The sequence below is a fragment of the Haloarcula japonica DSM 6131 genome (assembly GCF_000336635.1).
GTDB classification, from domain to species: domain Archaea; phylum Halobacteriota; class Halobacteria; order Halobacteriales; family Haloarculaceae; genus Haloarcula; species Haloarcula japonica.
Window position 1 is genome coordinate 70,663 of record NZ_AOLY01000006.1, and the last position, 23,677, is coordinate 94,339.

22 protein-coding genes and 3 tRNA genes are annotated in these 23,677 nt (G+C 64.2%); 13 read left to right on the plus strand and 12 right to left on the minus strand.

Annotated features, from left to right (window positions below; genetic code table 11):
- Positions 1-14 precede the first annotated feature (14 nt).
- On the minus strand, positions 15-1,475 hold the full coding sequence (locus C444_RS03050; protein ID WP_004590859.1) for a single-stranded DNA binding protein: 1,461 nt from the start codon (positions 1,473-1,475) through the stop codon (positions 15-17).
- Positions 1,476-1,845: 370 nt separating this feature from the next.
- Here C444_RS03050 and C444_RS03055 point away from each other — a divergent pair.
- Positions 1,846-1,918: transfer RNA gene (locus tag C444_RS03055), tRNA-Arg, on the plus strand.
- Between the two features lie 249 nt (positions 1,919-2,167).
- Here the strand turns inward: C444_RS03055 and C444_RS03060 are convergent.
- Positions 2,168-2,560 carry a hypothetical protein gene (locus tag C444_RS03060; protein WP_239641254.1) on the minus strand — a complete coding sequence of 131 codons (393 nt, stop codon included), beginning with the start codon at positions 2,558-2,560 and terminating at the stop codon, positions 2,168-2,170.
- Positions 2,561-2,645: 85 nt separating this feature from the next.
- On the opposite strand from C444_RS03060, the gene C444_RS03065 reads away from it, so the two are divergent.
- Positions 2,646-3,263: a DUF309 domain-containing protein gene (locus C444_RS03065; protein WP_004590861.1), complete on the plus strand. Its 618-nt coding sequence runs from the start codon at positions 2,646-2,648 to the stop codon at positions 3,261-3,263.
- A 26-nt stretch (positions 3,264-3,289) separates the two neighbouring features.
- On the opposite strand, the gene azf is transcribed toward C444_RS03065, so the two are convergent.
- On the minus strand, positions 3,290-4,063 hold the full coding sequence (azf, locus tag C444_RS03070) for an NAD-dependent glucose-6-phosphate dehydrogenase Azf (RefSeq protein ID WP_004590862.1): 774 nt from the start codon (positions 4,061-4,063) through the stop codon (positions 3,290-3,292).
- A gap of 74 nt (positions 4,064-4,137) precedes the next feature.
- On the opposite strand from azf, the gene C444_RS03075 reads away from it, so the two are divergent.
- The 3 genes from C444_RS03075 to C444_RS03085 all read left to right on the plus strand — a co-directional run bounded on the left by C444_RS03075 (position 4,138) and on the right by C444_RS03085 (position 6,218).
- Positions 4,138-4,485 (plus strand): dihydroneopterin aldolase family protein, encoded by a 348-nt coding sequence (locus tag C444_RS03075; RefSeq protein ID WP_004590863.1) that lies wholly within the window; start codon positions 4,138-4,140, stop codon positions 4,483-4,485.
- Positions 4,486-4,559: 74 nt separating this feature from the next.
- Positions 4,560-5,666, plus strand: a complete 1,107-nt coding sequence (locus tag C444_RS03080) for a DUF7544 domain-containing protein (RefSeq protein WP_004590864.1) — start codon at positions 4,560-4,562, stop codon at positions 5,664-5,666.
- A gap of 105 nt (positions 5,667-5,771) precedes the next feature.
- Positions 5,772-6,218: a DUF5790 family protein gene (locus C444_RS03085; protein ID WP_004590865.1), complete on the plus strand. Its 447-nt coding sequence runs from the start codon at positions 5,772-5,774 to the stop codon at positions 6,216-6,218.
- A gap of 157 nt (positions 6,219-6,375) precedes the next feature.
- Here the strand turns inward: C444_RS03085 and C444_RS03090 are convergent, their stop codons facing one another.
- The gene (locus C444_RS03090; RefSeq protein WP_004590866.1) at positions 6,376-6,900 is read right to left on the minus strand and encodes a DUF6789 family protein; all 525 of its coding nucleotides are present in this window, start codon (positions 6,898-6,900) and stop codon (positions 6,376-6,378) included.
- A gap of 118 nt (positions 6,901-7,018) precedes the next feature.
- Between C444_RS03090 and coxB the strand changes: the two genes are divergently transcribed.
- From coxB to C444_RS03105, 3 genes are read left to right on the plus strand one after another with little or no spacing between them, the layout of a single operon-like run.
- Positions 7,019-7,810 carry a cytochrome c oxidase subunit II gene (coxB, locus tag C444_RS03095; RefSeq protein WP_080509671.1) on the plus strand — a complete coding sequence of 264 codons (792 nt, stop codon included), beginning with the start codon at positions 7,019-7,021 and terminating at the stop codon, positions 7,808-7,810.
- Complete coding sequence (locus C444_RS03100; RefSeq protein ID WP_004590868.1) at positions 7,807-10,377, plus strand: cbb3-type cytochrome c oxidase subunit I; 2,571 nt, start codon at positions 7,807-7,809, stop codon at positions 10,375-10,377. Before coxB ends, C444_RS03100 begins: the two co-directional genes overlap by 4 nt.
- A 4-nt stretch (positions 10,378-10,381) precedes the next feature.
- Complete coding sequence (locus C444_RS03105) at positions 10,382-10,648, plus strand: cytochrome C oxidase subunit IV family protein (RefSeq protein WP_004590869.1); 267 nt, start codon at positions 10,382-10,384, stop codon at positions 10,646-10,648.
- A 77-nt stretch (positions 10,649-10,725) separates the two neighbouring features.
- On the opposite strand, the gene C444_RS03110 is transcribed toward C444_RS03105, so the two are convergent.
- From C444_RS03110 to C444_RS03125, 4 genes are all read right to left on the minus strand, one after another.
- On the minus strand, positions 10,726-11,166 hold the full coding sequence (locus C444_RS03110) for a hypothetical protein (RefSeq protein ID WP_049909064.1): 441 nt from the start codon (positions 11,164-11,166) through the stop codon (positions 10,726-10,728).
- A 55-nt stretch (positions 11,167-11,221) separates the two neighbouring features.
- Entirely contained in the window at positions 11,222-12,799 is a 1,578-nt protein-coding gene (locus C444_RS03115; protein ID WP_004590871.1) for an ATP-binding response regulator, read from the minus strand.
- Positions 12,800-12,879: 80 nt separating this feature from the next.
- Positions 12,880-14,802 (minus strand): ABC transporter ATP-binding protein, encoded by a 1,923-nt coding sequence (locus C444_RS03120; RefSeq protein WP_004590872.1) that lies wholly within the window; start codon positions 14,800-14,802, stop codon positions 12,880-12,882.
- Between the two features lie 39 nt (positions 14,803-14,841).
- A complete protein-coding gene (locus C444_RS03125; protein ID WP_004590873.1) occupies positions 14,842-15,417 on the minus strand; it encodes a DUF192 domain-containing protein in 576 nt (191 codons plus the stop codon).
- Positions 15,418-15,514: 97 nt separating this feature from the next.
- Between C444_RS03125 and C444_RS03130 the strand changes: the two genes are divergently transcribed.
- The 4 genes from C444_RS03130 (at position 15,515) to C444_RS03145 (ending at position 17,195) form a co-directional block, all read left to right on the plus strand.
- Positions 15,515-15,588 (plus strand) — tRNA-Val (locus tag C444_RS03130).
- A gap of 478 nt (positions 15,589-16,066) precedes the next feature.
- Positions 16,067-16,140, plus strand: a tRNA-Phe gene (locus tag C444_RS03135).
- Between the two features lie 134 nt (positions 16,141-16,274).
- Positions 16,275-16,844, plus strand: a complete 570-nt coding sequence (locus C444_RS03140; protein ID WP_080509673.1) for a hypothetical protein — start codon at positions 16,275-16,277, stop codon at positions 16,842-16,844.
- A gap of 105 nt (positions 16,845-16,949) precedes the next feature.
- Positions 16,950-17,195 (plus strand): hypothetical protein, encoded by a 246-nt coding sequence (locus tag C444_RS03145; RefSeq protein WP_004590876.1) that lies wholly within the window; start codon positions 16,950-16,952, stop codon positions 17,193-17,195.
- Here C444_RS03145 and C444_RS03150 read toward each other — a convergent pair whose 3' ends face one another.
- Both C444_RS03150 and C444_RS03155 read right to left on the minus strand, forming a co-directional pair.
- On the minus strand, positions 17,196-17,870 hold the full coding sequence (locus tag C444_RS03150) for a class I SAM-dependent methyltransferase (RefSeq protein WP_004590877.1): 675 nt from the start codon (positions 17,868-17,870) through the stop codon (positions 17,196-17,198).
- Positions 17,871-18,028: 158 nt separating this feature from the next.
- Entirely contained in the window at positions 18,029-18,529 is a 501-nt protein-coding gene (locus tag C444_RS03155; protein ID WP_049909066.1) for an Hsp20/alpha crystallin family protein, read from the minus strand.
- Positions 18,530-18,748: 219 nt separating this feature from the next.
- Here C444_RS03155 and C444_RS03160 point away from each other — a divergent pair, with 219 nt between their 5' ends.
- Entirely contained in the window at positions 18,749-21,814 is a 3,066-nt protein-coding gene (locus C444_RS03160) for an FAD-binding and (Fe-S)-binding domain-containing protein (RefSeq protein WP_004590879.1), read from the plus strand.
- Here the strand turns inward: C444_RS03160 and C444_RS03165 are convergent.
- Both C444_RS03165 and C444_RS03170 read right to left on the minus strand, forming a co-directional pair.
- The gene (locus tag C444_RS03165; protein WP_004590880.1) at positions 21,806-22,333 is read right to left on the minus strand and encodes a hypothetical protein; all 528 of its coding nucleotides are present in this window, start codon (positions 22,331-22,333) and stop codon (positions 21,806-21,808) included. The genes C444_RS03160 and C444_RS03165 overlap by 9 nt on opposite strands.
- A gap of 52 nt (positions 22,334-22,385) precedes the next feature.
- On the minus strand, positions 22,386-23,582 hold the full coding sequence (locus C444_RS03170; RefSeq protein WP_004590881.1) for an ATP-binding protein: 1,197 nt from the start codon (positions 23,580-23,582) through the stop codon (positions 22,386-22,388).
- Positions 23,583-23,677 lie beyond the last annotated feature (95 nt).

Genomic DNA, 23,677 nt, shown 5'->3' on the forward strand with positions numbered 1-23,677 from the left:
CGTCGTTCGGCGACTCAGAACACGTCCTCAGCGTGGAGCCGGTCGTCACGGAGTTCGCCACGGACAGTTATCTCCTGCCCTAACTGCACGCGCTCGCCGGTTTCGACGCTCATCGTCTGCTCACCGTCGTCGAGTACGACCGGATCACCGGTCTGAACGACGGTGCCGGTAAATTCTACCTGCTGGCCAGCGCTCTGTGCGCCGCCGTCCGGAGAAGTGTCGCCGGAGCCAGCGCTGACAGCGGCCGCCTCGTCGCCGCTGCTGTCAGCGTCGTCCGTTTCGTCGCCGAAGGAGGACAGGCCGGCGTGTTCGGCGTCGGTCGTCTCAGCGCCGGCTCCGCCGCCTGCGCCACCAGTCGCCAGATCTGCGCCGTCGTCGAGCACGACAATCGTGGAGTTCCAGCTCGCCGACGCTTCCTTGTCGTCCTGCCAACCGTCCTGGATTTCGACGTCCGCCGCAAGCACTTCATCGCCCGGCGCGATGTCTTTGTCTGCCTTGTCGCCCCACAGCGCCACGCGGATGTCGCCCGTTGCGTCCTGAATCCGGACGTTCCGGACCTGCCCCTCGCTGCCGTCGTCGCGGTCGAACGTCCGCTTGGGGTCGGCCGAGCGGACGACGCCGGCGATGTCGACCGTCTCTTCGAGTTCGACCTCCGAGATGGGGTTGGCATCGGGCTCGAACGCCACGTCGTCTTCCACTTCATCGACGGCCCCCTGGTCGCCGACGTGGAGTTCCAGCGAGCCGTCCCGCTCCCGGACGTAGCCGTCGATTATTTCGACGGCCGCCCCTGCGTCGAGTTCCTCGGCGCGGTCGGCCCGGTCGTCCCACAGCGTCACCCGGATGCGCCCCGTCTCGTCGCCAAGCGTGAGATTCGAGACGCGCCCCTCGCTGCCGTCGTCGCGGTCGAAGGTCCGTATCGAGTCGGTGTCCAGAACGAGTCCGCGAAGCGACACGTCGGACTGGCCCATCGTCAGCGCGTCGATGGACGAGCCCGCGCCCGGCTCCACGTCGATTGTGGCGTCCTCGTCAGGCTCCGCCTTGTCGACGGACACCTCCAGCCCGTTGTAGCCGTCCTTCGGCCGGCCTTTGACCCGGAGCACATCGCCGACCTCCAGTTGCCCTTCGTCGATATCGACGGCCTGGCCGTCCCAGAAGGCGAGCCTAAGGCTGCCGCTCTCGTCGGCGGCCTCGACGTTGATGACCCGGCCGTCCTCGTCCTCGTCGTCACGTTCGAAGGTCTTCAGATCGCCGATGGCCATCACTTTGGCGAGGAATTTGACCTCGTCCATCCCAGGTTCGATATCGGCGACGGCGTTGACCTCGTTCTCGTTGAGCTCGTGGGCCAACAGCATCGCGGCCGTCTCCTCGTCGGCGAGCCCACCCATCTGCTCGACCTTCTCCTCGACGGCCTCGCGGAACTCCTCCTCGGGGACGTCCGTCTCTAGGTCCTCGTAAATGTCCTCTATCGCACCCATCTATCTATGGGACGCTGGGCTGGGGCGCGCTTAAGCGTTGTCGTTGGGCGAGCGAGCGGCCGCTGTCGGTCGATTTCGGTCGTATCTCGTCCATGACTCGAAGGTGGTCACGGGATGGGATATAAACCCTCGGAGCGAACGCTGCCTACCGCCCCATCACGCCAGTCGAGTCTTCACCATCACTCGATGCCTGTCCAGCAACCGGGCAGCGTATCGCTGTTGCCATATTCGTCGGGTCGACGCTGTCGTGTGTAGGTAACCCATCGCTATGGCTGGCGAGTCGCCGCTCTCAAGCGAGGTATGTCGACTCACCGCGTGACGGTACGCGAACCGTCACCCTTTTTAGGTGCACCATCCTCTCTCGATATGAGTCCGGATAGGGTAGTGGACTATCCTCTTGGCTTGCGGAGCCAGGGACCGGAGTTCAAATCTCCGTCCGGACGTTTCTACCGACGCAAACCGCCGAGCGACAGCGAGGCGACTGCGTCGGCGAAGTTCTGTGCGGAGATTTGAGCAGACGAGGAACGCGCAGCGAAGCGAGCATTTCTCGGCGAGTTCAAATCTCCGTCCGGACGTTCACTTCGTTCACGACCGGACGTGCTCCACGCTCGCTTCGCTCGCGTGGAACTCCGTCCGGACGTTTCTGCTGACGCAAACCACCGAGCGACAGCGAGGCGACCGTCTGTTACCGTTCAGACCTCTGTTCGGTCGTTTCCGTCACGGCTAGTCGTCCCGTTTTCGGTCGATGCTATCGTCAACGCGCTCCCGACGGCCAGGCTAAACGACGCGAGGCCGAGGACGGTGAGCGTCACCACGAACGCTTGACCACCGGGGAGCGCAAGCTGCTGCTGGAGCGTCACGACGACGTAGGTGGTGACGCCGGCGAAGGCTCCACCCCAAGTACCGCCCCTGCTGAATATCGGGAGGGCATTTCGTTGCGTGTAGAGGCCGACAATAGCGGCGAACAGCGTCAGGGCAAACGTCGACAGGAGCACGGGGTCGGTGACCAAGAACTGCCAGACGAAGACCGTTAGGGCGGACGCACCGGCCGCGCCGAACAACCATCGACGCCAGGATCGTGGCATACGCTAACTTTTGGTTTTGGTGATAAATCGCTTCGGTTACACGGGTGCCGATGTGGTTTTCCGACCGCGAGGCGAACCCACCCGTGTGCGCGACCATCTCCGCGCCGGCATCGCAGTGTACAACGAAGGTCGCTACCACGCAGCACACGATGCGTGGGAGGAGTACTGGCTGGACCTCGATTCGGGCGACGACGAGCGGTTCCTGCACGGCCTCATCCAGTTCACCGCGGTCGTCCACCACGCTAGCGAGGAGAACTGGTCGGGCGCGCAGGGATTAGCCGAGAGCGCGGCGACGTACCTCGACGGCTTGCCCGACCCGTATCACGGCGTGGCATTAGACGAGGTCCAGTCGTTCCTCGAGGCGACGGCGGCTGACCCCCACCATGCGGCGACGGACCCGCCGACGCTGACACATGAGGGCGAAGCCGCTGATTACGACGCGCTGGATTTCGATGCCACAGCCATCGCCGCCAAGGTACTGGCGGCGGCTGGCCGGTACGACGAGGCGGTCATCGCCGACGCTGTTCATCGCGCGCGGAGTGAGCTTGCAGGCGACGGCGACTCGCAGTTCGTCGGGATGGTGTTCTCGTTCGTGCGCGAGCGCGACCAGCGGCCCGTCGTCTACCAGCGGCTTCGGGACCACGTCGAACTAGAACAGCAGAAAGACGACGACGTACGTGGACTGTTCGACGGCTCGGGGTAGCGGGCGACAGCGGCAGTGGGAGACGCCTACGGTTCCGGCTCGGCAACGCGATCCTCGCCGTCGAAGTGCGCGGAGTTATCCTGTGGGGCGTAGCCGAGTACGTCCTTGGCGCGCTCGATGGAGTAGTACTTGCGGTCGTTGTCGGAGATGCCGTAGACGATTTCGTACTCGTAGTCAGCCTGGAGCGCACAGTCGTGGATGTGGGCGCAGTCCCGATAGGAGAGCCACATCGCCTGTCCGCGCTCGTAGTCGATAGGCGGGTGGCCGCGCGTGAGGTTGCCGATGCGGATGTTGCAGACAGAGAGGCCGTGCTCGTCGTGGTAGTAACGGCCCAGCACCTCGCCGGTGGCTTTCGAGACACCGTAGAGGTTGCCGGGGCGGGGGAGTTCCGTCCCGTCGAGGCGATACTGGTCGTCCGGGCGATACATCTCGGGCGTGCGCTCGTCCGTTTCAAAGGAGCCGACGGCGTGGTTCGAGGAAGCGAAAACGAACTTCTCGACGTCCTCGTCGACAGCGGCTTCGTACATCTTCTGGGTGCCGTCGATGTTGTTTTCGAGGACAGAGTCCCAGGGGGCTTCCGGCCGGGGATCGCCGGCCAAGTGGATGACGGCACCGACGCCGTCCATCGCCGCGGCCACGTCGCCCTCGCTGGACACGTCCCCGACGAGGTACTCGTGGTCGGGCTCCTCGGCGGGTGGGCTGTGGAACATGAGTTTCCACTCGTAAGCGTCCTCGAGTCCTTCGAGGATGGCCGCCCCGACAGCGCCGCCAGCGCCGGTGAGCAGAACCGGGTCGTCCATTCGTATGAGAGGATACGTCGCACGCAATAGGTAGCTTGCGGTTCGCTTTTGTGTTGCCCAGCCGGACCGATTGTATGGAACCCACAGATCCGCAGGAGGCGTGTTTCGAAGCGGGCGTCAAGTTCGGATCGCTGTATCACCAGTTCGCAGGGACGCCGATCAGCCCGGATAGCGCTGCTTCGCTCGCAGCGGCGATGGAGGAGGCTATCGAGAACCAGCCGTTCTGTGAGGCGGTCACCGTCAGCGTTCGCACGGAGGTGCTGGAAAACGCTATTTCTGAGGGCGGAGCGGACTACACGGAACTCACCGGACGGCTCATTGACGTCGAGATGCGAATCGAGTACGAGGGGGTCACGGTCGAGACGAGCATGGCGATGGAGGACGGCTACCCGCTGATGCAGGTCGACGAAGTACAGGAGTGAAATAGCCGGAGAGCGGCCTGAATCCCTGACACAGCCCCGAAAATTTTACCAGAGGGGGCTGTGAGACTTCCGATATGGCCCTCCACGCAGTCGACGATATCGACGACGCAATCGACGCGACGAAGTCGTTTCTATTCCCCTTCGAGAAAGGAATATGGCTCCGGATGGCGTTCGTCGTGTTCTTCATCGGTGGTGGCGGTGTCGGGCTGAACAACGTCCAGTCGTTCAGCAACTTCGGGGATTTCGGCGGGAACGGCGGACCGAGCGGCCCCAGCAGTCCGGGAAGCGACTTTCAGCTGACTGCGCCGCTTGAAACTGCGCTGTCCCTGCCGGGTGACCTTGCTATGCAAGTCTCCGAACCCGGTGTCCCGTCCGGCGTGCCGGACGAACTACTCGCCGGGGCCGGGATCCTTGTGTTCGCCGTTCTTGGTCTGTTCGTCCTGCTAGCGCTCGCATACGGTATCCTGAGTAACTTCATGGAGTTCGTGTTGACCCAGGCGCTCATCGACCGCGAGATACACGTCCGCCGGTATTTCAACGAGCACGTCGGGGACGGAATACGGCTGCTCCTGTTTCGGCTTGTCCTCGGAATTATCTGGCTCGGAATCGCGCTCGTAATCGGTGCAGCCGGGTTCTTCCTAGTACTCGGCGGCGAGGCCGCAAACGTCGGCGCATCGAGCGTCCTCGCGCTCTCGGGACTGTTCATCGCCGTGTTCGCGGTGCTCGCAATAAGCTACGGTATCGTTTTTGGCTTCACCACGGTGTTTGTCGTCCCGCTGATGGCGGCGGACAACGACGGCGTCCTCGCCGGGTGGTCACGGCTTTGGGGTTCGATTACAAGCCAGCCCAAGCAGTACCTCGCGTACCTGTTTTTCTCCATCGTCCTCCAGATCGGTGTCGGTATCGTCAGCGCGATTCTCGGCATTATCGCGTTCATCGTCGTACTGATACCGTTTGGGCTCGTTGCGGCCGCGCTGTATCTCGCACTTCATAATACCGTCGGCGTGGTCCTGGCCGGCGTTGTCGGACTACTAGGGCTGCTGGTCCTGCTCGTTATCGGTGCGCTCATACAGGTCCCGCTAACGACGTTCCTGCGGTACTACGCGATGCTCGTACTGGGTGACATCGATGCTGACATGGACCCGATTCCCGAGGTGCGCTCGGATATCCGGGCCGAGTAACCACAACGGCTTTTCGGTTTCAGCAAGTACCGACCGGTCACGTCCTGCGGTTTCACTTTCACTTTCAGGCGGGCTTTTAATCCCTCACCGCACCAACGGTTCCATATGAGTCAGTCAAGTCTGGACGACGACGAACTGTTCGGAGAGGCGGCCAATGAAATGCGCACGGACGTTGAGGAGTCACTCGCGAAGGCCCGCGACGCGCTCCCCGAGGCCGATTCGGTCTGGGACGTGGAAGCCGATAACACGCTCGGCGTGCTGAACTCGCTCAAAACGGCGCTCGACGTGGGCGACGCCGAGGACCACCTCCGCGACGCGAAGAAGTGGTACACGATGGGCGAGCGCGCGGACGCCTTCGAGGATGCCGACGACCTCGCCGAGGAGATCGAGACTATCGCGGACCTCATCGACGATGTCGACGACGCCCGCGAGCAGGTCGGTGAGCTCACGGCAACGATCCCGCAGCTGCGCAGCACGCTCGAAGAGTTCGAAGGCGAAGACGGAGCAGACGCGGAGGCGGACGGCGACGCCGACGCGGAAGCCGAGGCCTGAGGACGGAACGAACCCATTCGCGTCGGCTGTGCCACTGCCGCCAGCGCGTCGCTCGTGTCGTCCAGCGGCTTTTTTCGGACCCATGTCCCATCGTGATCGGCTACAGAGACGGTAGTTTCGACACCGTTCTATCGCTCGAACACGACAGCGGGCCGGCTCAGACGATCGAGTCCGGGCGCGTCGAGAAGTAGTTGAAGACCGCTCCGAGGCCGATCCCGTAGACGACGTGGGCGACGAGCGTCAGCACCGCGTACAGCACCAGCGCCAGCCCGGACTGGCCGGTGTAAAAGGCGAGCACGAAGCCAGTCCACATAGCGCCGCCGAAGAAGGCCCCGCTGATGGGGTCCGATTTGCCCGGAAGGTACGCTTTCAGTGAGGCAAACAGCAGCGGCCACGGGAACATCCCGCCCCCGAGGAACATGAAGAAGCCGAACAGTACCTCCGGGACATAGCCGGTCAGGCCCACGAGTTCGGTGAGGATGGCGAAGTCGTCGAGACTGAACGCGCCCAGCGACTGCGCGATGAGGAAGACGACGGTCATCATCGCCGTCCCGACCAGGCCGCCGGCAGCACCGACGACGCCGTCGGCGAGAATTCCGGCGAGACTATCGAACTCCTCGACCTCTGTGAGGCCGTCGTCGTTGATAGGCGGGTCCTCAACGCCGGGTGACGTGTCTTCCATGGGTTGTTGTAACATACCAATAGATAAAAAAGTTCCCGCACACGTTAGGCCACAGAAGGTAGTCTGTCAGATTTCTGTCCGCAATACCTATTACAGGGTGGGAAGAACCATGAAGGAAATGGCAGGAATCATGGTAACACTCACCGCGGTTGTGTTCCCCTTGCACGGTGGCGACGTCAGGGCACCCAGCGCAGTGTTCAACCAGATCTTCGAGGTGTTTCTCCTGCTGGGGACGGCGGTCGGGGTGGTTGTCGTGGCGTACACGATGTACCACGCGCTCAAGTACCGCGACGACGGGAGCGAGGAGGACCCCTACGCGGACAAGGTCGAGCGCCCAGAGATGGGTGAGATGCCGACCGGCGGAACGGGCGGCCGGAAGGTGTTCTACTCGTTCAGCATCAGCGCCATCATCGTCGTGTCGCTCATCGCCTGGACGTACTCGCAGCTGCTGTACATCGAGCAGGGCCCCGACCCAGCCCAGGAGGAAGCGCTGGAGATCGACGTGGAGGGCTACCGCTTCGGCTGGGACTTCATCTACCCGAACGGGCACACGACCAACACGCTCCGGGTGCCACAGGATCGGGTGGTCAGGTTACGGGTGACTTCGACGGACGTGTTCCACAACTTCGGTATCCCGGAGTTGCGGGTCAAGACCGACGCCGTCCCGGGCCAGCACACCTCGGCCTGGTTCACGGCCAACGAGACGGGGACCTACACCGCCAAGTGCTACGAACTGTGTGGCAGCGGCCACTCGCTGATGACGACCGAGGTGATTGTGATGCCACAGGACGAGTACGAGAACTGGTACGCAGAGACGGAGGGGCCCACCGAGACGGAGACGGCAGCGAACGAGACCGGCGGCGGTGACCACCAGATCGCCCCCGCCACCGTCGGAGGTGCCCCGGCATGAGTCAAGAGCACGAACACGGGCTGCCGCCCAAATCGTCGGTCAGCCGGTGGTTCCTCACGACCAACCACAAGGACATCGGCGTCCTGTATCTCATCACCGCGCTGTTTTTCCTGCTTTTCGGCGGCGTCCTCGCCCTGCTGTTCCGCCTCGAACTCATCACCTCCGGCGCTGACCTGCTGGGGTCGATGGGGTACAACCAGGCGGTGTCCACCCACGGCCTGCTGATGGTGTTCTGGTTCATCTCGCCGTTCGCCTTCGGCTTCGCGAACTACCTCGTCCCGCTCCAGATCGGCGCGGACGACCTCGCCTTCCCGCGGTTGAACGCGCTGTCGTACTGGCTGTACCTGTTTTCGGGCATCCTGATGGGCGTCTCCTTCTTCCAGGGGACCACCTTCGCGGGCGGGTGGACGATGTACGCCCCGCTGAACACGCCGGCGTACATCCCCGGTGAAGGACTGGGTGCGACCTCCGTCGTGCTGGCGCTCATCATGTTCACCGCCGCGGTGACGCTTGGCTCGGTGAACTTCCTGACGACGATGTACCGCATGCGCGCCGAGGGCCTGCGGATGCGGGACATCCCCATCTTCTCGCTGTCGATCAACCTCACTGTCTGGATGATGCTGTTCGCCTTCGCGGCGCTGCTTGCGGCGCTGATGATACTCGCTTCGGACCACATCCTTGGAACGACCTACTTCCAGTACTCCATCGACGGGACAACGATGGCCACCGACGCCGACAATCCGGGTGCGTCGCTGCTGTGGGCGCATCTGTTCTGGTTCTTCGGCCACCCGGAGGTGTACATCGTCTTCTTCCCCGCGCTGGGCGTGATGGCCGAGTGCTTCCAGACGTTCACCGGCCGGCGGCTGGTCGGCCGCAAGTGGTTCATCATCTCGATGGTGCTGGTGGCGCTCCAGAGCTTCGTCGTCTGGATGCATCACATGTTCCTGACCGGCATCAACCTCCCCATCAAGACCATCTTCATGGCGACGACCATCGGCATCTCCCTGCCCTTCGACCTGATGGTGTTCTCGCTCATCTACACGATGGCGAAGGGCCGGGTCCGGTTCACCACGCCGTTCCTGTTCTCGCTCGGTGCGCTCATCCTGTTCATCATCGGCGGCATCACCGGGGTGTTCCTCGGGGCGATTGTACTCGACTACCAGTTCCGCGGGACCTACTGGGTCGTCGCGCACTTCCACTACGTGATGGTGTCTGGTGCAACGGCGCTCTTCGGCGGCCTCTACTACTGGTACCCGAAGATAACCGGGAAGATGTACAACCAGACCCTGGGGAAGATACAGTTCGGGGTCTACTTCCTCGGGTTCAATCTGCTGTACTTCCCGATGTTCCTCGCCTGGGAGACGCCCCGGCGCGTGTTCGTCTACCCCGAAGGGCTACAGATCTGGCACTCGATGGCGACCGTCGGCGGGTTCGTGCTGGGCGCGAGCTTCCTCATCATGTTCTACAACCTCTTCGTGAGCCTCTGGCGCGGCGAGGATGTCGGCCCCAACCCCTGGGAGTACGCCACCTCCGCGGAGTGGGCCGTCTCCTCGCCGCCAGCGCTCGAGAACTTCCCCGGCGTCCCGAGCTACGCCACCGGCAAGCTGGAGTTCCTCGACGACGAGACGGTGGCCGAGCGGACCGAGGGGACGCCCGGTGCTGCGGCCCACGGCCACGCGGCCACCGACGGCGGGACCGCGACGGACGGCGGCGCGGTGACGGCGAGGGCCGCGGCGACGGCCACCGCGATGGAGCCCGCCCACGAGGTCGGCGGCGAGGAACACGCCAGCCACGCCAGCTTCTGGCCGTTCCTCGTCAGCCTCGCCGGGTTCGTCACGTTCCTCGGGCTGTCGGGCGTGCGGACGGGGAGCGTGTTCTACCTGTCGCTGGCGACCGTCGGCGGTATCGGGACGTTCGGCTCGCTGCTGGGAATGACCCGCGAGCCGTTCCACGCGCCGGAGATGGCTATCGCCGAGCGGTGGCCCTTCGAGCGCGTCGAGAAGATGAAACTCGGGATGTGGACGTTCCTCGCCAGCGACATCGTCCTGTTCGGGGCCTTCATCGGTTCCTACGCCTTCGTCAGAGTGGCATACGGCTGGACGGCCTGGCACCACGACCTCATCCCAGCCGAGCACGTGACGATGCCGGGCCTCATCAACACGTACCTGCTGCTCACGTCGAGTTTCCTCGTCGTCATCGCGATGGTCGCCGCCGAACGCGAGAGCAAGCGCGGGACCGTCGCCGCGCTGGTCGGGACGTTCGCGCTCGGTGTCGGCTTCCTCATCAACAAGGGCTTGGAGTGGCAACACCTGTTCCACATCCACACCGAGGCGTTCCCGAACGGGTGGAACCTCTCGACGAACATCGCGTCGTCGACGTTCTACCTGACGACGGGACTGCACGGGGCCCACGTCACCATCGGGCTCATCATCTGTGCGTACATGACCGTCCGGGCCTGGAACGGGGCCTACCAGGGCGACGACAGGGCCATCGAGTACTTCGGCCTGTACTGGCACTTCGTCGACATCGTCTGGCTGTTCCTGTTCCCGCTGTTTTACATCCTCTAGAACAATGGACTGGAAAGGCTACACCGTGATATACGTCGTACTGTTCGCGTTCGCAACCGCGCAGGCGGTCGTCGAGTTCACCGGCCTCGTCGACAGCGCCTACTGGGTCGCCTTCGCGCTCATCATGGTGCTGTCGGTGGTCAAGGCCGTCGGCGTCGCCGCGTACTACCAGCACCTGCGCTGGGAACCCCGCGCTGTCACGTACCTTGTCCTCGGGGGCACCGTCGCCGCACTCGCGCTGACCGGCGCGGCGGCGTACTCGATACTGTGACCGGCCGGGCTCGTTCGGTTGGGGGACAGCCGGAGCGGTCAGCGCTCTCGGGTGCGAAACTGAGTACACCGGGAACGTCAGGCCAGTAACTGGAGGCTGACCGCGATGAGAAAGAGCACGCCCGCGACAGTCGCGGACTCGGCAACCGCCAGCGAACGGGGGTGTCCGCGGCGCGTCGCCGAGAGGTATACGCCAAACAGGAGGTAGCCACAGAGCACCGCCCCGCCGGCGACGGCGACTGCCGCCCCGGCCATGGCCTGCGTCTCAACGGGGCCGGAGATAGACGCGACGACGCCGACGAGGAGGCCGACGACCAGCACCGCAAACACAGCGACCCAGACCATCGGCTTGTCGGCGTACGATTCGAACCAGCCCTCGCGGTCGCCCGCCGGGGACCGTGCGCTCGTCGACGACCCCGGGCTGTACTGATACCAGCCACGCCCGCGGATCATCCATGCGACCACCGCTATCGCCAACACGCCCATCAGTGCCGTGCTAGCGAGGTACGCGGTTGACATGTGGTGGCATACATGATGCTAGATAATAATCGTTTACCACGCTCAATCCCCGTCGTCAACAGCGCTGGCTGGTATCGATGCCGGTGAACTCAAAGCGGGCCCCGCCGCCCTCACCCGCGGTGACACGCAGGTCCCAGTCGTGGGCGTCGGCGACCTGTCTGACGATGGCGAGGCCGAACCCGGTCCCGGTTTCGACGGTCGTGTACCCGGTGTCGACGACCGCCTCGCGGTCCTCGGGTGGGATGCCGGGGCCGTCGTCCGCAACGTAAAAGCCGCGTCGGTCCGGGTCGTCAATGTCACCGACGGTGACCGTCACGGCGCGCTCCCCGTGTTCGACGGCGTCTCCCTGAGACAGCGAAGGGGAGGTCGCCGAACCGTGCTCCACCGCGTTCCGGATGAGGTTCTCGAACAACTGCTTGAGGCGCATCTCGTCGGCTCGGACAGTCTGGTCGGTGTCGATGACGAGTGTGGCGTCGGCGGTCTCGACGGTGTCCCAGCACGCATCGACGACCGCGGACAGCGAGACCGGCTCCAGCCCGTTGATGGGGCGTCCGTCGCGGGCCAGCGCCAGCAGGTCGTCGATGAGCGACCGCATCCGGTCGTGGGCGTTCGCCACCTCGGCCAGCCGCGGGCTGTCGCACTCCTCTATCGCCAGTTCGAGGTGACCCTCCGCGACGGTTAGCGGGTTCCGGAGGTCGTGGCTGGCGACGCTCGCGAACTCGTCGAGGCGGTCGCGCTGGCGCTGGAGTTCCCGTTCCTGGCGCTTCCGGTCCGTGATGTCCATCGCCGTCAGGTACACCCGTTCGAGCGTGTCGGCGTACTCCGCCGGGACGTTCAGTTCGATGATTTCGTGTCTGCGTTCGCCCGACAGCGTCCGGGCGACGGTCTCCCATCGGTAAGTCGTCTCGCCGGCGGCGAGCGCGAGCCACATCCCCGCCGCCGACTCGTAGGCCGCGTCGGTAAACACCGTATCGAGGTTCTCCAGAAGGGCCTCCTTCGACGGGGCGTCGTAGTACGCCAGGGCGTTCTCGTTGACGTCGATGATGTCGATGTCGGCCATCAGTTCGCGGACGACCTCCGGATTAGCCTCGAAGTGGGCTTCGAGGTCGTCGACGCGTGCGGCGATTTCGTCCAGCCGCTGCTTGCTCGCCGAGTAGTCCTCCTCCCAGATTATGTGTGGATTGTTCTCGAACAGCGAGCGGTAGCGCTTCCGGGCGTCGCCGGACTGGTCGACGAGGCGGCGCTGTTCGACGGCATCCCGGACCGTCGAGACCAGTATCGCCGGCCACCCAGTCGCGTCGGGCGGGCGTCGAAGCGTGCGGGTCGCGCCGTGTTCCAGTGCGGTGAGTTCGCGGGACCCGTCGCCGGTGTCGAACACCGCGACGAACGGGGTCGTGTCGTCGACGGCCTCCAGAACGGCCGAACCGTCGACGTCGGGGGCGTCGAACTCGCAAACCACACAGTCGACTTGGGCCGACGTACACTGCTCGATGGCGTCGACCGTCGTCGTCGAGCGGTGAACGGAGTGGATCGCCGACTCCGATTCGAGGGCCTCGACTGCCAGCCGAGTCCGTTCGTCGGTCCGGCCGCCGACGTACCGGACCGAAACGGGGTCCCCGACCTCGCTACTCATGGGGCTACGCATGGGATGCATCCTGATAACGTTGTGCGTCGCCGGGCCGCCGCTCCTGGTTCCCGGTATTCGAGCCCGTCTCAGTCGTCCGCGTCGGTCCGTGCCCGTCGCTGGATCGCCCGCTCGACGAACTCTTCGGGGAGTTCGTCGATTTCGCCTGCCTGGACCGCCCAGAGGTTGGCGTAGAGGCCATCTGCGGCGAGCAGTTCGTCGTGGCTCCCCCGTTCGACGATGCGGCCGTCCTCGACGACCAGAATCGTATCGGCGTCTTTCACCGTCGAGAGGCGGTGTGCGATGGCGAACGTGGTCCGGTCGGCGGTCAGGTCGTCGAGCGACCGCTGGATGAGCATCTCCGTCTCCGTGTCCACGTCGCTGGTTGCCTCATCGAGAATGAGGATTTCGGGGTCTTTCAGGATCGCCCGGGCGATAGCGATGCGCTGGCGCTGGCCGCCCGAGAGCTTGACGCCGCGTTCGCCGACCATCGTGTCGTAGCCGTCGGGGAGGTTGCGGACGAACTGGTCGGCCTCGGCAGCCTCCGCGGCAGCCACGATCTCCTCGTCGGTGGCGTCGAAGGTTCCGTAGGCGATGTTCTCGCGGACGGTGCCGTAGAAGAGGAACGTCTCCTGGCTGACGTAGCCGATGGCGCGGCGGATGCTCTGGATCTGGACGTCCTGAACGTTTTGGCCGTCGATGCGGACCGCGCCCGCATCCACGTCGTACATCCGAAGCAGGAGCTTCAGGACGGTGGATTTCCCCGCGCCGGTCGGACCGACGAGGGCGACCGTCTCGCCGCCGTCGGCCTCGAAGGCGATGTCCGAGAGTACTGGTTCGTCGTCGCTGTCGTAGCCGAATGACACGTCGTCATACTCGACGCGACCTTCAGTCACGTCAAGCGGCGGCGCGTCCTCGGCCTCTTCGAGACGGCCGGGCGTGTCCATCAGCCCGAACACGCGCTCCGCGGAGGCGTAGGCCCGCTGGTACATGTTGATTATCTGCCCGAACTGGGCCATCGGCCAGACGAACCGCTGGGTGTAGATGATGAAGGCGACGAACTGCCCGCGGGAGAGCGGTGCCGTCAGCGGTCCGGGTGCCTGGCCGGTGACCATCAGCCCGCCGACGACGAACGTGACGACGAAGCCGATACCAGAGACCAGTCGAAGGCCGGGGAAGAAGGTGATACGCGTCTCGATGGCGTCCCAGTTGGCGTCGAGGTAGTCCTCGGATGTGTCCTCGACCCGGTCGGCCTCGTACGGTTCGGTGTTGGCGGTCTTGATGATCTGGATGCCGCTGAGGTTGTTTTCGAGTCTGGAGTTGAGCTTGCCGACCGTGGACCGCACTTCGGCGTACTTGGGCTGGATGGTCTCGATGAACCGCTTGGTGAACACGGCGATGAGCGGGACCGGCAACAGGGCCACTAACGCCAGTTGCCAGTTCATGTAGAACAGGTAGGCGGCGATGCCGATGACCATGATTACCATCCGCGAGGCGGAGTTCAGGCCGTCGTTGAGGAACTTCTCCAGCCGGTTCACGTCGTTCGACAGCACCGACATCATCTCGCCGGTCTGCTTGTCGGCGAAGAAGTCCATGTTCAGCCGCTGCATCGTCTCGTAGGTGTCCGTACGGACAGCGTGTTGGACGTGCTGGGCGAACTTGTTCCAGCCCCAGTTCCGACTCCAGTGGAAGACGGCCCCGAGGCCGAACGACGCCGCGATGATGCCAGCGGTGAGCCACAACTGCGGTCCCTGGCCGTCCGGAATCCAGGCGTCGGGTATCAGGAAGAGGCCGTATTCGGCCTCCTGAAGGAAGATGGCATCGATAGCCAGCGCCAGAAGAATCGGCGGCAGCAGGTCCAGCATCCGGGCCACGATGGAACTGAACAGGCCGACGACGAACGCCCCCAACTGGCCCCGGCCGTAGCCGGTGAACAGTCGGAGCATCGGCCGGTCGACGCGTTCCCTGGCGTCCTCGAACACGTCGTCGTCCGAACCCGCGTCGAAATCCATTGTCGAATCCAGGGGTTGAACCCGCAAAAGGCCGTCGGGCTACGCGGCTTCGGGCGGCAGTTCGACCCGGTCACCGATGGAGACGCCGGTCCGGTTCGTCCACCCCCGGTTCACTTCGAGGACGTACTTTCCTCGCCCCTCGTAGCGCGTCAAGTCGTTGTCGCTGGTCCCCTCCGGCGGGACGGGTGCGTGGTGGATTGTCGTGATGGTTCCGTTGGTGTCGATGAAGATGATGTCCAGCGGGAACGACATGTTCCGCATGACATAGGTGTGCTCGCCCGCCTCGTCGTGGACGAACAGCATGCCCTCGCCGGGGCCGAGCGACCCCGTCTCGCTCAGGCCGACATAGCGCTGCTGCCAAGTGTTTGAAATATTGACTGTGACGGTCGCCAATTGCTGGGAGTCAGAACAGGCGACCACCTCCGTTCCGTTGGGCGAGCGGTCACATTGCAGTGGGGTCGCCGTCTCGGGTGTGGTATTGTCATGGACTACCACTGTACCCTCCTCGTACCCGTCGGTTCCCAGAACCTCGACCCAGAGGCCGGTCTGGAGGACTACGGCGGCGGCGACGAGAAGGCCCACAAGTCCAAGCACGACTACGGCGGGGCGCTGCATACTCCGTGTGAGGGACAGACCGTGGGTAATACTGTCGGTGCCCACTGTCGACCGAGAGAGAAAGCGTTATTCCTACCGATGGAAAACGATGGCATACGGGTCCGTGGTCTAGTTGGTTATGACGTGGCCTTTACAAGGCCGAGGCCGGTGGTTCGAATCCGCCCGGACCCACTTCTGACACCGACTGCGACGAGTGCAACAAGGAGCCAGCGGTGTCTGTGCGGCCGGGCGGTTCGAATCAGGGAACGATGCAGCGCGGAGTGACCGCGGTTCGAATCCGCCCGAACCCATCCTGCGACGACCGAACATGAGGAACGGATGGTTCCTGTGGATTCGATTCCCGCCAGTCGCGCGCAACATCGTAGCCCAGGTATCAGGGTGTCTATCTCGATTGATAGTCGCCCGTAATCCATATATCCGGAGTGGTGGTAGTGCGTGGCATGATAGGTGGCTCGACGTGTCCGGCCTGTAGCGGGCACGTCTCGACGACCAATGGCACTGAGTACGAATGCGACGACTGTGGTGAGACGTTCGACAGCGCGGACCTGTTTCTCCCGTAATCGGCAGTCGAACCTCCCGACGGATGCGACAAAACCTGCGCCCGCTTTCGAAATGCTTTTTTCTACCCTCGTCATCGATTGGAGTGCGCGCCGCCTTAGCTCAGACTGGGAGAGCACTCGACTGAAGATCGAGCTGTCCCCGGTTCAAATCCGGGAGGCGGCATTTTTCTACGAACAAAGTGAGCAGTGAACACGCTCTCGAACGGATTTGAACGAGGTGGCTAAGTAGCGACCACTGCATCGCCCTATTGACTCGCCGCGGTCGCCGGAACAGGTACTTCCGTAGCGACGAGTAGCATGGGTATGACAGAGGAGCCAGCACACGAACAGATGGAGCGCCACGCGACCCTGACAGACGAACTCACGGCACTCAGTGCAGAGCGGGACGCCGTCGCGGCGTCAGTACAGGACCGGCTTGCCGACGCAGTTTCGGAGGCGATAGCAGAAGCGGGGACGAACGTCGGGAGTCTCGGACAGTCCAAGGACGGCAAGCGGTTCCGGTTCGAGGCACGGCTCGACCGGGCAGCATTGGTGGCGGCGGTGACGGAAGCGCTGCCGGACGGGTTCGTCGTCTCCCATGTCAACGAAGATGGGACCTTAAGCGTGGACTGGACCGGCGACAGCACGACACCGTCGAAGCGGGAACACGGTGCCATCCTGAAGGCAATCATCGCAGAGGAGACGGAGACGGACAGCGACGGCTTCATCGAGGCCGTACCCAGCCGCGACCGCGTGCTGGCGCGGGCGGTAGAACTGGGTGTCGACGAGGGTGACGCGGCGGACCGTCTCAGTCGACTGGCGACGCTTGACGTGGTGGACATCACCGACGAGGGGATATATCCCGACGATAACTTCTCACGGTACTAGCGAGCAAGAGCGGATACCGGCTGACGGCAGACGGTAGGGACACGGGTGGTCGGCGTCGGCGTGACCGACGTTTATTACTGGGTCCAGCCTGTGGTGTCAGACGAAATGGCAGTCTTATCGACAGAAGACGAGGGGAAGTTCCTCATGGACGCACAGGGCGAACAGATCGGTATCGTGACCGAGGTTGACCCGGAGGAGCAGATTGCGTACGTCGAACCGGACCCGGACCTCACCGAGGCCTGGGTGCAGGGGCTCGGGTTCGGTGACGCCGACGAGGACGATATCGAGGTCGCCGCCGACGCCATCGGAACAATCACTGACAGCGAACTGCGTGTGACTGTCGACCTGTAGTCACGCGCCGGACTCGGGACGCTCGCCCACCACGAGCGTCCACCACTTGACGAACTGCGTCCGTTCGTAGAGGTCGAGAAGCCGCGCCGACGCATCCGACTCGGAGATGCTCGCGAGCATCAGCGGCGATCCGAGCGTCTGTTTCTCGATGACCTCGAACGAGTCGGAGACGAGGTCAGTAACGGCGGTCTCCGAGAGGTGGCCGTAGATATCTGTGTCCTCCTCCAGAAGCCCCAGTCGGAACGCAGCACCTTTCGTGAGCTTGCGGTACAGCCCCGGCGTCCCTTCGAGCAGAGCGAGACGGCCAACAGGACGGAGGACGCGGGCGGCTTCGCGAATGATCTCCGGACGGTCCGCGGGCGGGACGTGATGGAGGAATCGGCGGCCGATGACGGCGTCGAAGGAGTCGTCGTCGAACGGCAGCGCGCGGGCATCACCAGCCAGTGCCGGCTTGCGGACGGTTTCGGCGTTCGACGGCCAGCCTTCCAGTCCGACATCGGCGCGGGGATGCATATGCTGGCCGAACGCGAGTTCGAGCGTTCGGCCGGGCGGAAGCTGTTCGGCTATGAGCCCGTCATGTCGTTCGTATATTCGGTGCAACAGCGGGTGCTTTCGGACGTTCCGTGGCTGCTCGACGATTGCACCGTCCTGAACGTCCCAGGTCGCTTCGGACATATCATGGCCTCACAGCACGGAGTCGACAGCGGTCGCAGGAAACTATAGAGGCGATAAGAAAGCAGCAGTAGCTGACTAATACCGGGATAGCAGGTTGCTAAGGGCGTTCGCACTGGGACAGTCGTGTAACATCGGCAGACAACAGCGGGAAAGCGGGTCTACTCGATATCAATTCGGTTCGAATCGTCGGTGTCGTCTGCGCGTGGCAGGGTTACTTCGAGAACCCCGTTGTGGTAGGTAGCGGTTATCTCGTCGTCCACGACCGGTTCGGGGACGGCGACCCGTTCGGCGACCCGTCGGCTGTGGCGGCGAGCGCCGTCACTGGTCTCCGTAGCGACTGTGGTCTCGCCCTGAATGCTGAGGACGCCGTCTTCGAAGCGAACGGCGAGGTCGTCGCGCTCGAAGCCCGGAAGGTCGACCATCACGGCGTACCCGTCGTCGGCCTCGTCGACGTGAAGGTTCGTGTCGATGCCGTGTCGGCGGTGGTTGCTTCCGCGTGGGCCCGTGGCCGGCCGGTCGGAGCGGTATTCGGAGCGGTCGTCTGTTCGGCGTCCCAAATCGCTACCCATCCGCCGGCTCAAACTGTCGTTCATCATCTCCTGTTGCGTCTGTGCGAAAAGTCGGAGCATCGTCTCGAAGGGGTCGTTGCTGGGTGTCATAATCACCATATATAAGCTCGTACTGATATTAACAGTTGCGTAACACGTGCTATCATAGGGAGGCGGAAGTACCGTCCACGGCCCGCGTTCGACGACTCGAAGGCGCGTGATGGGATACCGTAGCGGAACTGTTTTGTCAGGCGTACAGCTAGATCAGCCACAGATAACTGCCGAGTGCCCGGTCCGTTGGTAACCGGGCAACTGGACACGAAACACACCATGGCAACCGATTCCGGCACCCGGATAGACCCTTCGGCCGACGAGGTATCGAACTACGACTATCAGAACGACAGCGTCGCCCGGTCGGGCCTCGTCGACGACCTGCAGACGCGTATCGACGGCGAGGTCCGGTTCGACGAGTACTCGCGGCAGTTGTACGCGACCGACGCCAGCCTCTACGAGGTACTGCCAATCGGCGTTGTCTATCCACGGTCGACCGAGGACGTGGCCGCGGCCATGTCCTACTGTGCACAGCGGCAGATTCCGGTTCTGCCACGAGGAGGCGGGACGAGTCTCGCCGGCCAGACGGTCAACGAGGCCGTCGTCCTGGATTTCTCGCGGTACATGAACGACCTCATCGAAGCCCGGCCCGACGACCAACGAGCGCGGGCCCAGCCGGGCATCAAGCTCGGCGATCTGAACGCCGAACTGGCCGACCACGGGCTGAAATTCGCACCAGACCCGGCGTGGGGCGACAAGAGCGTGCTCGGCGGCGCGATTGGCAACAACTCTACCGGGGCCCACTCCCTGCAGTACGGCAAGACCGACGCCTACATCGAGGAATGCGAGGTCGTCCTTGCGGACGGTACCGTCACCACGTTCGGCGAAGTCACCCGCGGGGAACTGCGCGTGCGGGCGGACCCCGAGGGCGACCTCGAAGCCCGGATTTACGCCGAAATCGAGCGGATACTCACTGAGGAGGCCGAGGATATCGAGAGCCACTACCCGGACCTGAAGCGCAACGTCTCGGGGTACAACCTCGACTGGGTGCTCGAAGACGCACAGGACGGGACCGTCAACGTCGCCTCGCTGCTGGCCGGCAGTGAGGGGACCCTGGCAATCGTCACGGAGGCTGAGATCTCGCTGGAGCCGATTCCCGAGACCAAGTCGATGGCCCTGCTCACCTACGACGGGCTCATCGAAGCGATGGAAGACGTCTCGGACATCCTCGAACACGACCCGGCGGCCGTCGAGGTGCTCGACGGCGTACTCATCGACCTGGCCCGGGACACCGCCGAGTTCGAGGACGTGGTCGGACTGTTGCCCGACGGGACCCGGGCGGTCCTCATCGTGGAGTTCTACGCTGACGACGAGGAGAGCGGGCGGCGGAAGGTCGCCGACCTGTTGGCGGACCGAACGAACGGGGTCGACCCCGAAGCCACTCCGACCCAGGGCCGGCCCGTCGTCGACGCGCCGGTGCGGGCCTTCGACGCCATGGAGGCCCACGACGAGGCGAAACGCGAGACGTTCTGGAAGATGCGCAAGTCCGGCCTCCCGATACTGCTCTCGCGGACGACCGACGAGAAACACGGCTCGTTCATCGAGGACACCGCCATCCCGCCTGAGAACCTCCCGGAGTACGTCGCCGACTTCCAGGAAATTCTGGAGAAACACGACACCTTCGCCTGTTTCTACGCCCACGCCGGCCCCGGCGTGCTCCACATCCGCCCGCTCATCAACACCAAGACCGTCGAGGGCGTCGAGGCGATGGAGTCCATCGCCGACGCGGTAACCGACCTCGTGGTGAAATACGGCGGGAGCGTCTCGGGCGAACACGGCGACGGCCGCGCCCGAACGCAGTGGAACGAGAAACTCTACGGCACGGACCTCTGGGAGACGTTCCAGGACCTCAAATCCGCGTTCGATCCCGACTGGCTGCTCAATCCCGGCCAGGTCGTCGGCGTCGATGCGGGCGAGGTCGAGTCCGGCGCGATGCCCGAGCGGGCACGCACGGTCGAGATGACCGAGAACCTCCGATTCGACCCGGAGTACGAGTTCGACACCGGCTTCGATCCCACCCTGGAGTGGGACAACGACAACGGGATGCAGGGGATGGTCGAACTCTGCCACGGCTGTGGCGGCTGTCGCGGCCCGCAGGAGACCACCGGTGGCGTGATGTGCCCGACCTACCGCGCATCCGAGGAGGAAATTACCGCGACCCGCGGCCGCGCGAACATGCTCCGGCAGGCCATGAGCGGTGACCTGCCGGAGGATCCCACGGACGAGGAGTTCATGCATGAGGTGCTCGACCTCTGTATCGGCTGCAAGGGGTGTGCGAAGGACTGCCCGAGCGAGGTCGACATGGCGAAGCTCAAAGCCGAGGTGACCCACGCCTACCACCAGGAACACGGCTCCAGTCTGCGGGACAAGCTGTTCGCGAACGTCGATGCGCTCGCCGGACTCGGAAGCGCGTTCGCGCCGTTGTCGAACCTTGCGACGAAAGTGCCGGGCGCTCGCACAGTGCTGGAAAAGACGGTCGGTATCGCCACGGACCGGACGCTGCCGAGCTTCCAGCGGACGACGCTGCAGGACTGGTTCGACGAGCGCGGCCCGCAAGTCCCGGCCGATGAGGCCGAGCGGCGAGCCTTGCTGTTCCCCGACACGTACACGAACTACAGCCATCCCGAGGTCGGGAAAGCCGCCGTCCGCGTGCTCGAAGCCGCGGGGGTCTACGTCCAGCTAGCCAATCGGACCGACAGTGGGCGGCCGGCCCACTCGAAGGGATTTCTGGACCAGTCCCGAGCGACCGCGCGGGACAACGTCGACGCGCTTGTCCCCGCCGTCGAGGAGGGCTGGGACGTAGTGCTGGTCGAACCGAGCGACGCCGTGATGTTCCAGTCGGACTATCTGGACCTGCTGTCGGGTGAGGACGTGGAGACGCTGGCCGCGAACGCCTACGGTGTCTGTGAGTACCTCGACACCTTCCGACTGGACGAGGCGGCCGACTGGGACGTGCCGGCCGAGACGCTGACCTATCACGGCCACTGCCACCAGAAGGCGACGAAGAAGGACCACCACGCCGTCGGCGTCCTTCGGCGGGCCGGCTACGACATCGACCCGCTGGACTCGGGCTGCTGTGGCATGGCCGGCTCCTTCGGCTACGAGGCCGAGCACTTCTCGATGAGCAAGGCCATCGGCTCTATCCTGTTCGACCAGATCGGAGAGAGCCACGGCGACACCGTGGTCGCGCCCGGCGCGTCCTGTCGGACGCAGTTAGAGGACTGGGACGAGAGCGACGGCGAGCCGCCGCATCCGGTAGAGAAACTCGATGCAGCCTTAGCCTGACGGCGTTTCGGCCGACTGGCGGACCGCCTGGCCGATGCCGACCGTCTGGCCGACTAGCGCCAGTCCGATGCCGGCAAGCAGTGCGGTTTCCGCCGCCGGGAACAGCGCGCCGGCATAGACCGCTGCACCGAGAACGCTCAGCACTGCGCCGGCCGTGTACATCCGCTGGCCCACCGGAACGTGCGTCCCGGTGTAGTAGAGGCCGATGCCGGGAACGGCCATCCACCCCAGTATTGTCGTCGTGAGGAACGGGACCCGAAGCGGCGAGTAGAGGAGACCGACGATGCCGCCGAGAGTGAGCAAAAGTCCGACGAGGAGAATATCACGCCAGATCCGGAGGACGCCCGTCTCCATCTCGTCCCACGAGAGGGCGGCGAACGCAGCGATGAGGACGGCAGCGACGACGTGGAAGATCAGCACTGTCCGGTCAGTGACCACATCGAGATGGGCCAGCCCCACGAGCAGCCACGCCAGCGGAATGAGTACAGTCGGGCCCTGTGCGCGCAAGCGAGGGAACATACGCCTCACTGTGCCGCCCACAATCAAGAAACGTCGGTCGTGCGGACCGGTGTCATGCCCGCGGGAGTTCGACGACGAAATGTGCGCCGTCGAGGTCGGTGCCGGGGAAGTCCGTGTCGGCTTTGCTGGCGGTGTCAGCGAGATAGATATCGCCGCCGAAGCTCATAACGAGCGTCTCGACGAGATGGAGTCCGCCGCCGTGTGTGTCGCCCGCCCGCGGGTCGAAAATCCTGTCGCGCTGGCCCTCGGGAATCCCTGGGCCGTCGTCGATCACGTGGATCTCAATGACATCGTCGGTCTCGCGGATCGCGACAAATACCGACGGGTGATCGTGCCCGTCTCCCGTCGGCTGGACCGTCTCCGCTCGCTGTGCCTCGTCCTGCGGCACTGCCCCATCCGTCGCGGTCCCCTCGGCCGATAGTTCGGTCGCTGGCGTCCCGTGCTCGATAGCGTTCTCTATGAGGTTCCGGAAAACCGGGCGAGCGGCCTCGTTGGTGTATGCCATCGCGCTCTCCGGGGCTCGAAGCTCGATGGCGATGGGATGTGTTTGCTCGATGCGCTGTATTACCGCCTCGGCGATCCCGACGATGTCAGTCGGTTCGAAGGACGGGTCGGAACCGAGGGTCTCGACGACAGCTCCGGCGTTGTCGACCAGATTGTCGAGTTCGGTTACCTGCTCCTGGATCGCGTCCGCCGCCGTTTGAACCGTCTCCGAGTCGGCGTTACGCCGGATAATCGTGGCCCGGCCGTCGATAACGACCAGCCCGTTCGCGATATCGTGGCGAAACAGGTCGTTGACAAACGACAGCGTGCTCGCGGTTCGAGTCGCACGGCTGGCATCCTGACGGGCCCGGACCGCGAGCGTGCCCGCGATGAGTCCCGTGACAGCGCCCGTCTCTATCGCCAACAGGGTGACGAACACCGGTTCGGCGATTGCTCGGCCCTCCATCATGCGGATGAGGACGCTCAAACCGATGACGGCTCCGACCGCAACACTCCCGGCAACGCTCCAGACGAAGACGGTCCAGATCTGCTCACCCGGTGTCGACGACGAGACGAGGCGATAGCTGCCATACACCAACACCAACGGTAGTAGCCCGTCGAGGACCAGAGCGAGCGCGGGGCCGCCGATCTGTCCGATGCGCTGTGTCTCGACACCGAGGTGCCAGACGATGGCCGCACCTGTAAGAGCGAGACCGAAGCCAGCGAGCAGCCACGGCGCAAGGCGGGCCCGGGCACCACGGTACATGGTTACCACTTGTGCTCGAATGGCTAATTCCATTCGGTTAGTGAGCCGGTAAGACCAGACCAGCGCTGGAGCGCCTATAGCCAGCCGGGAGAGCC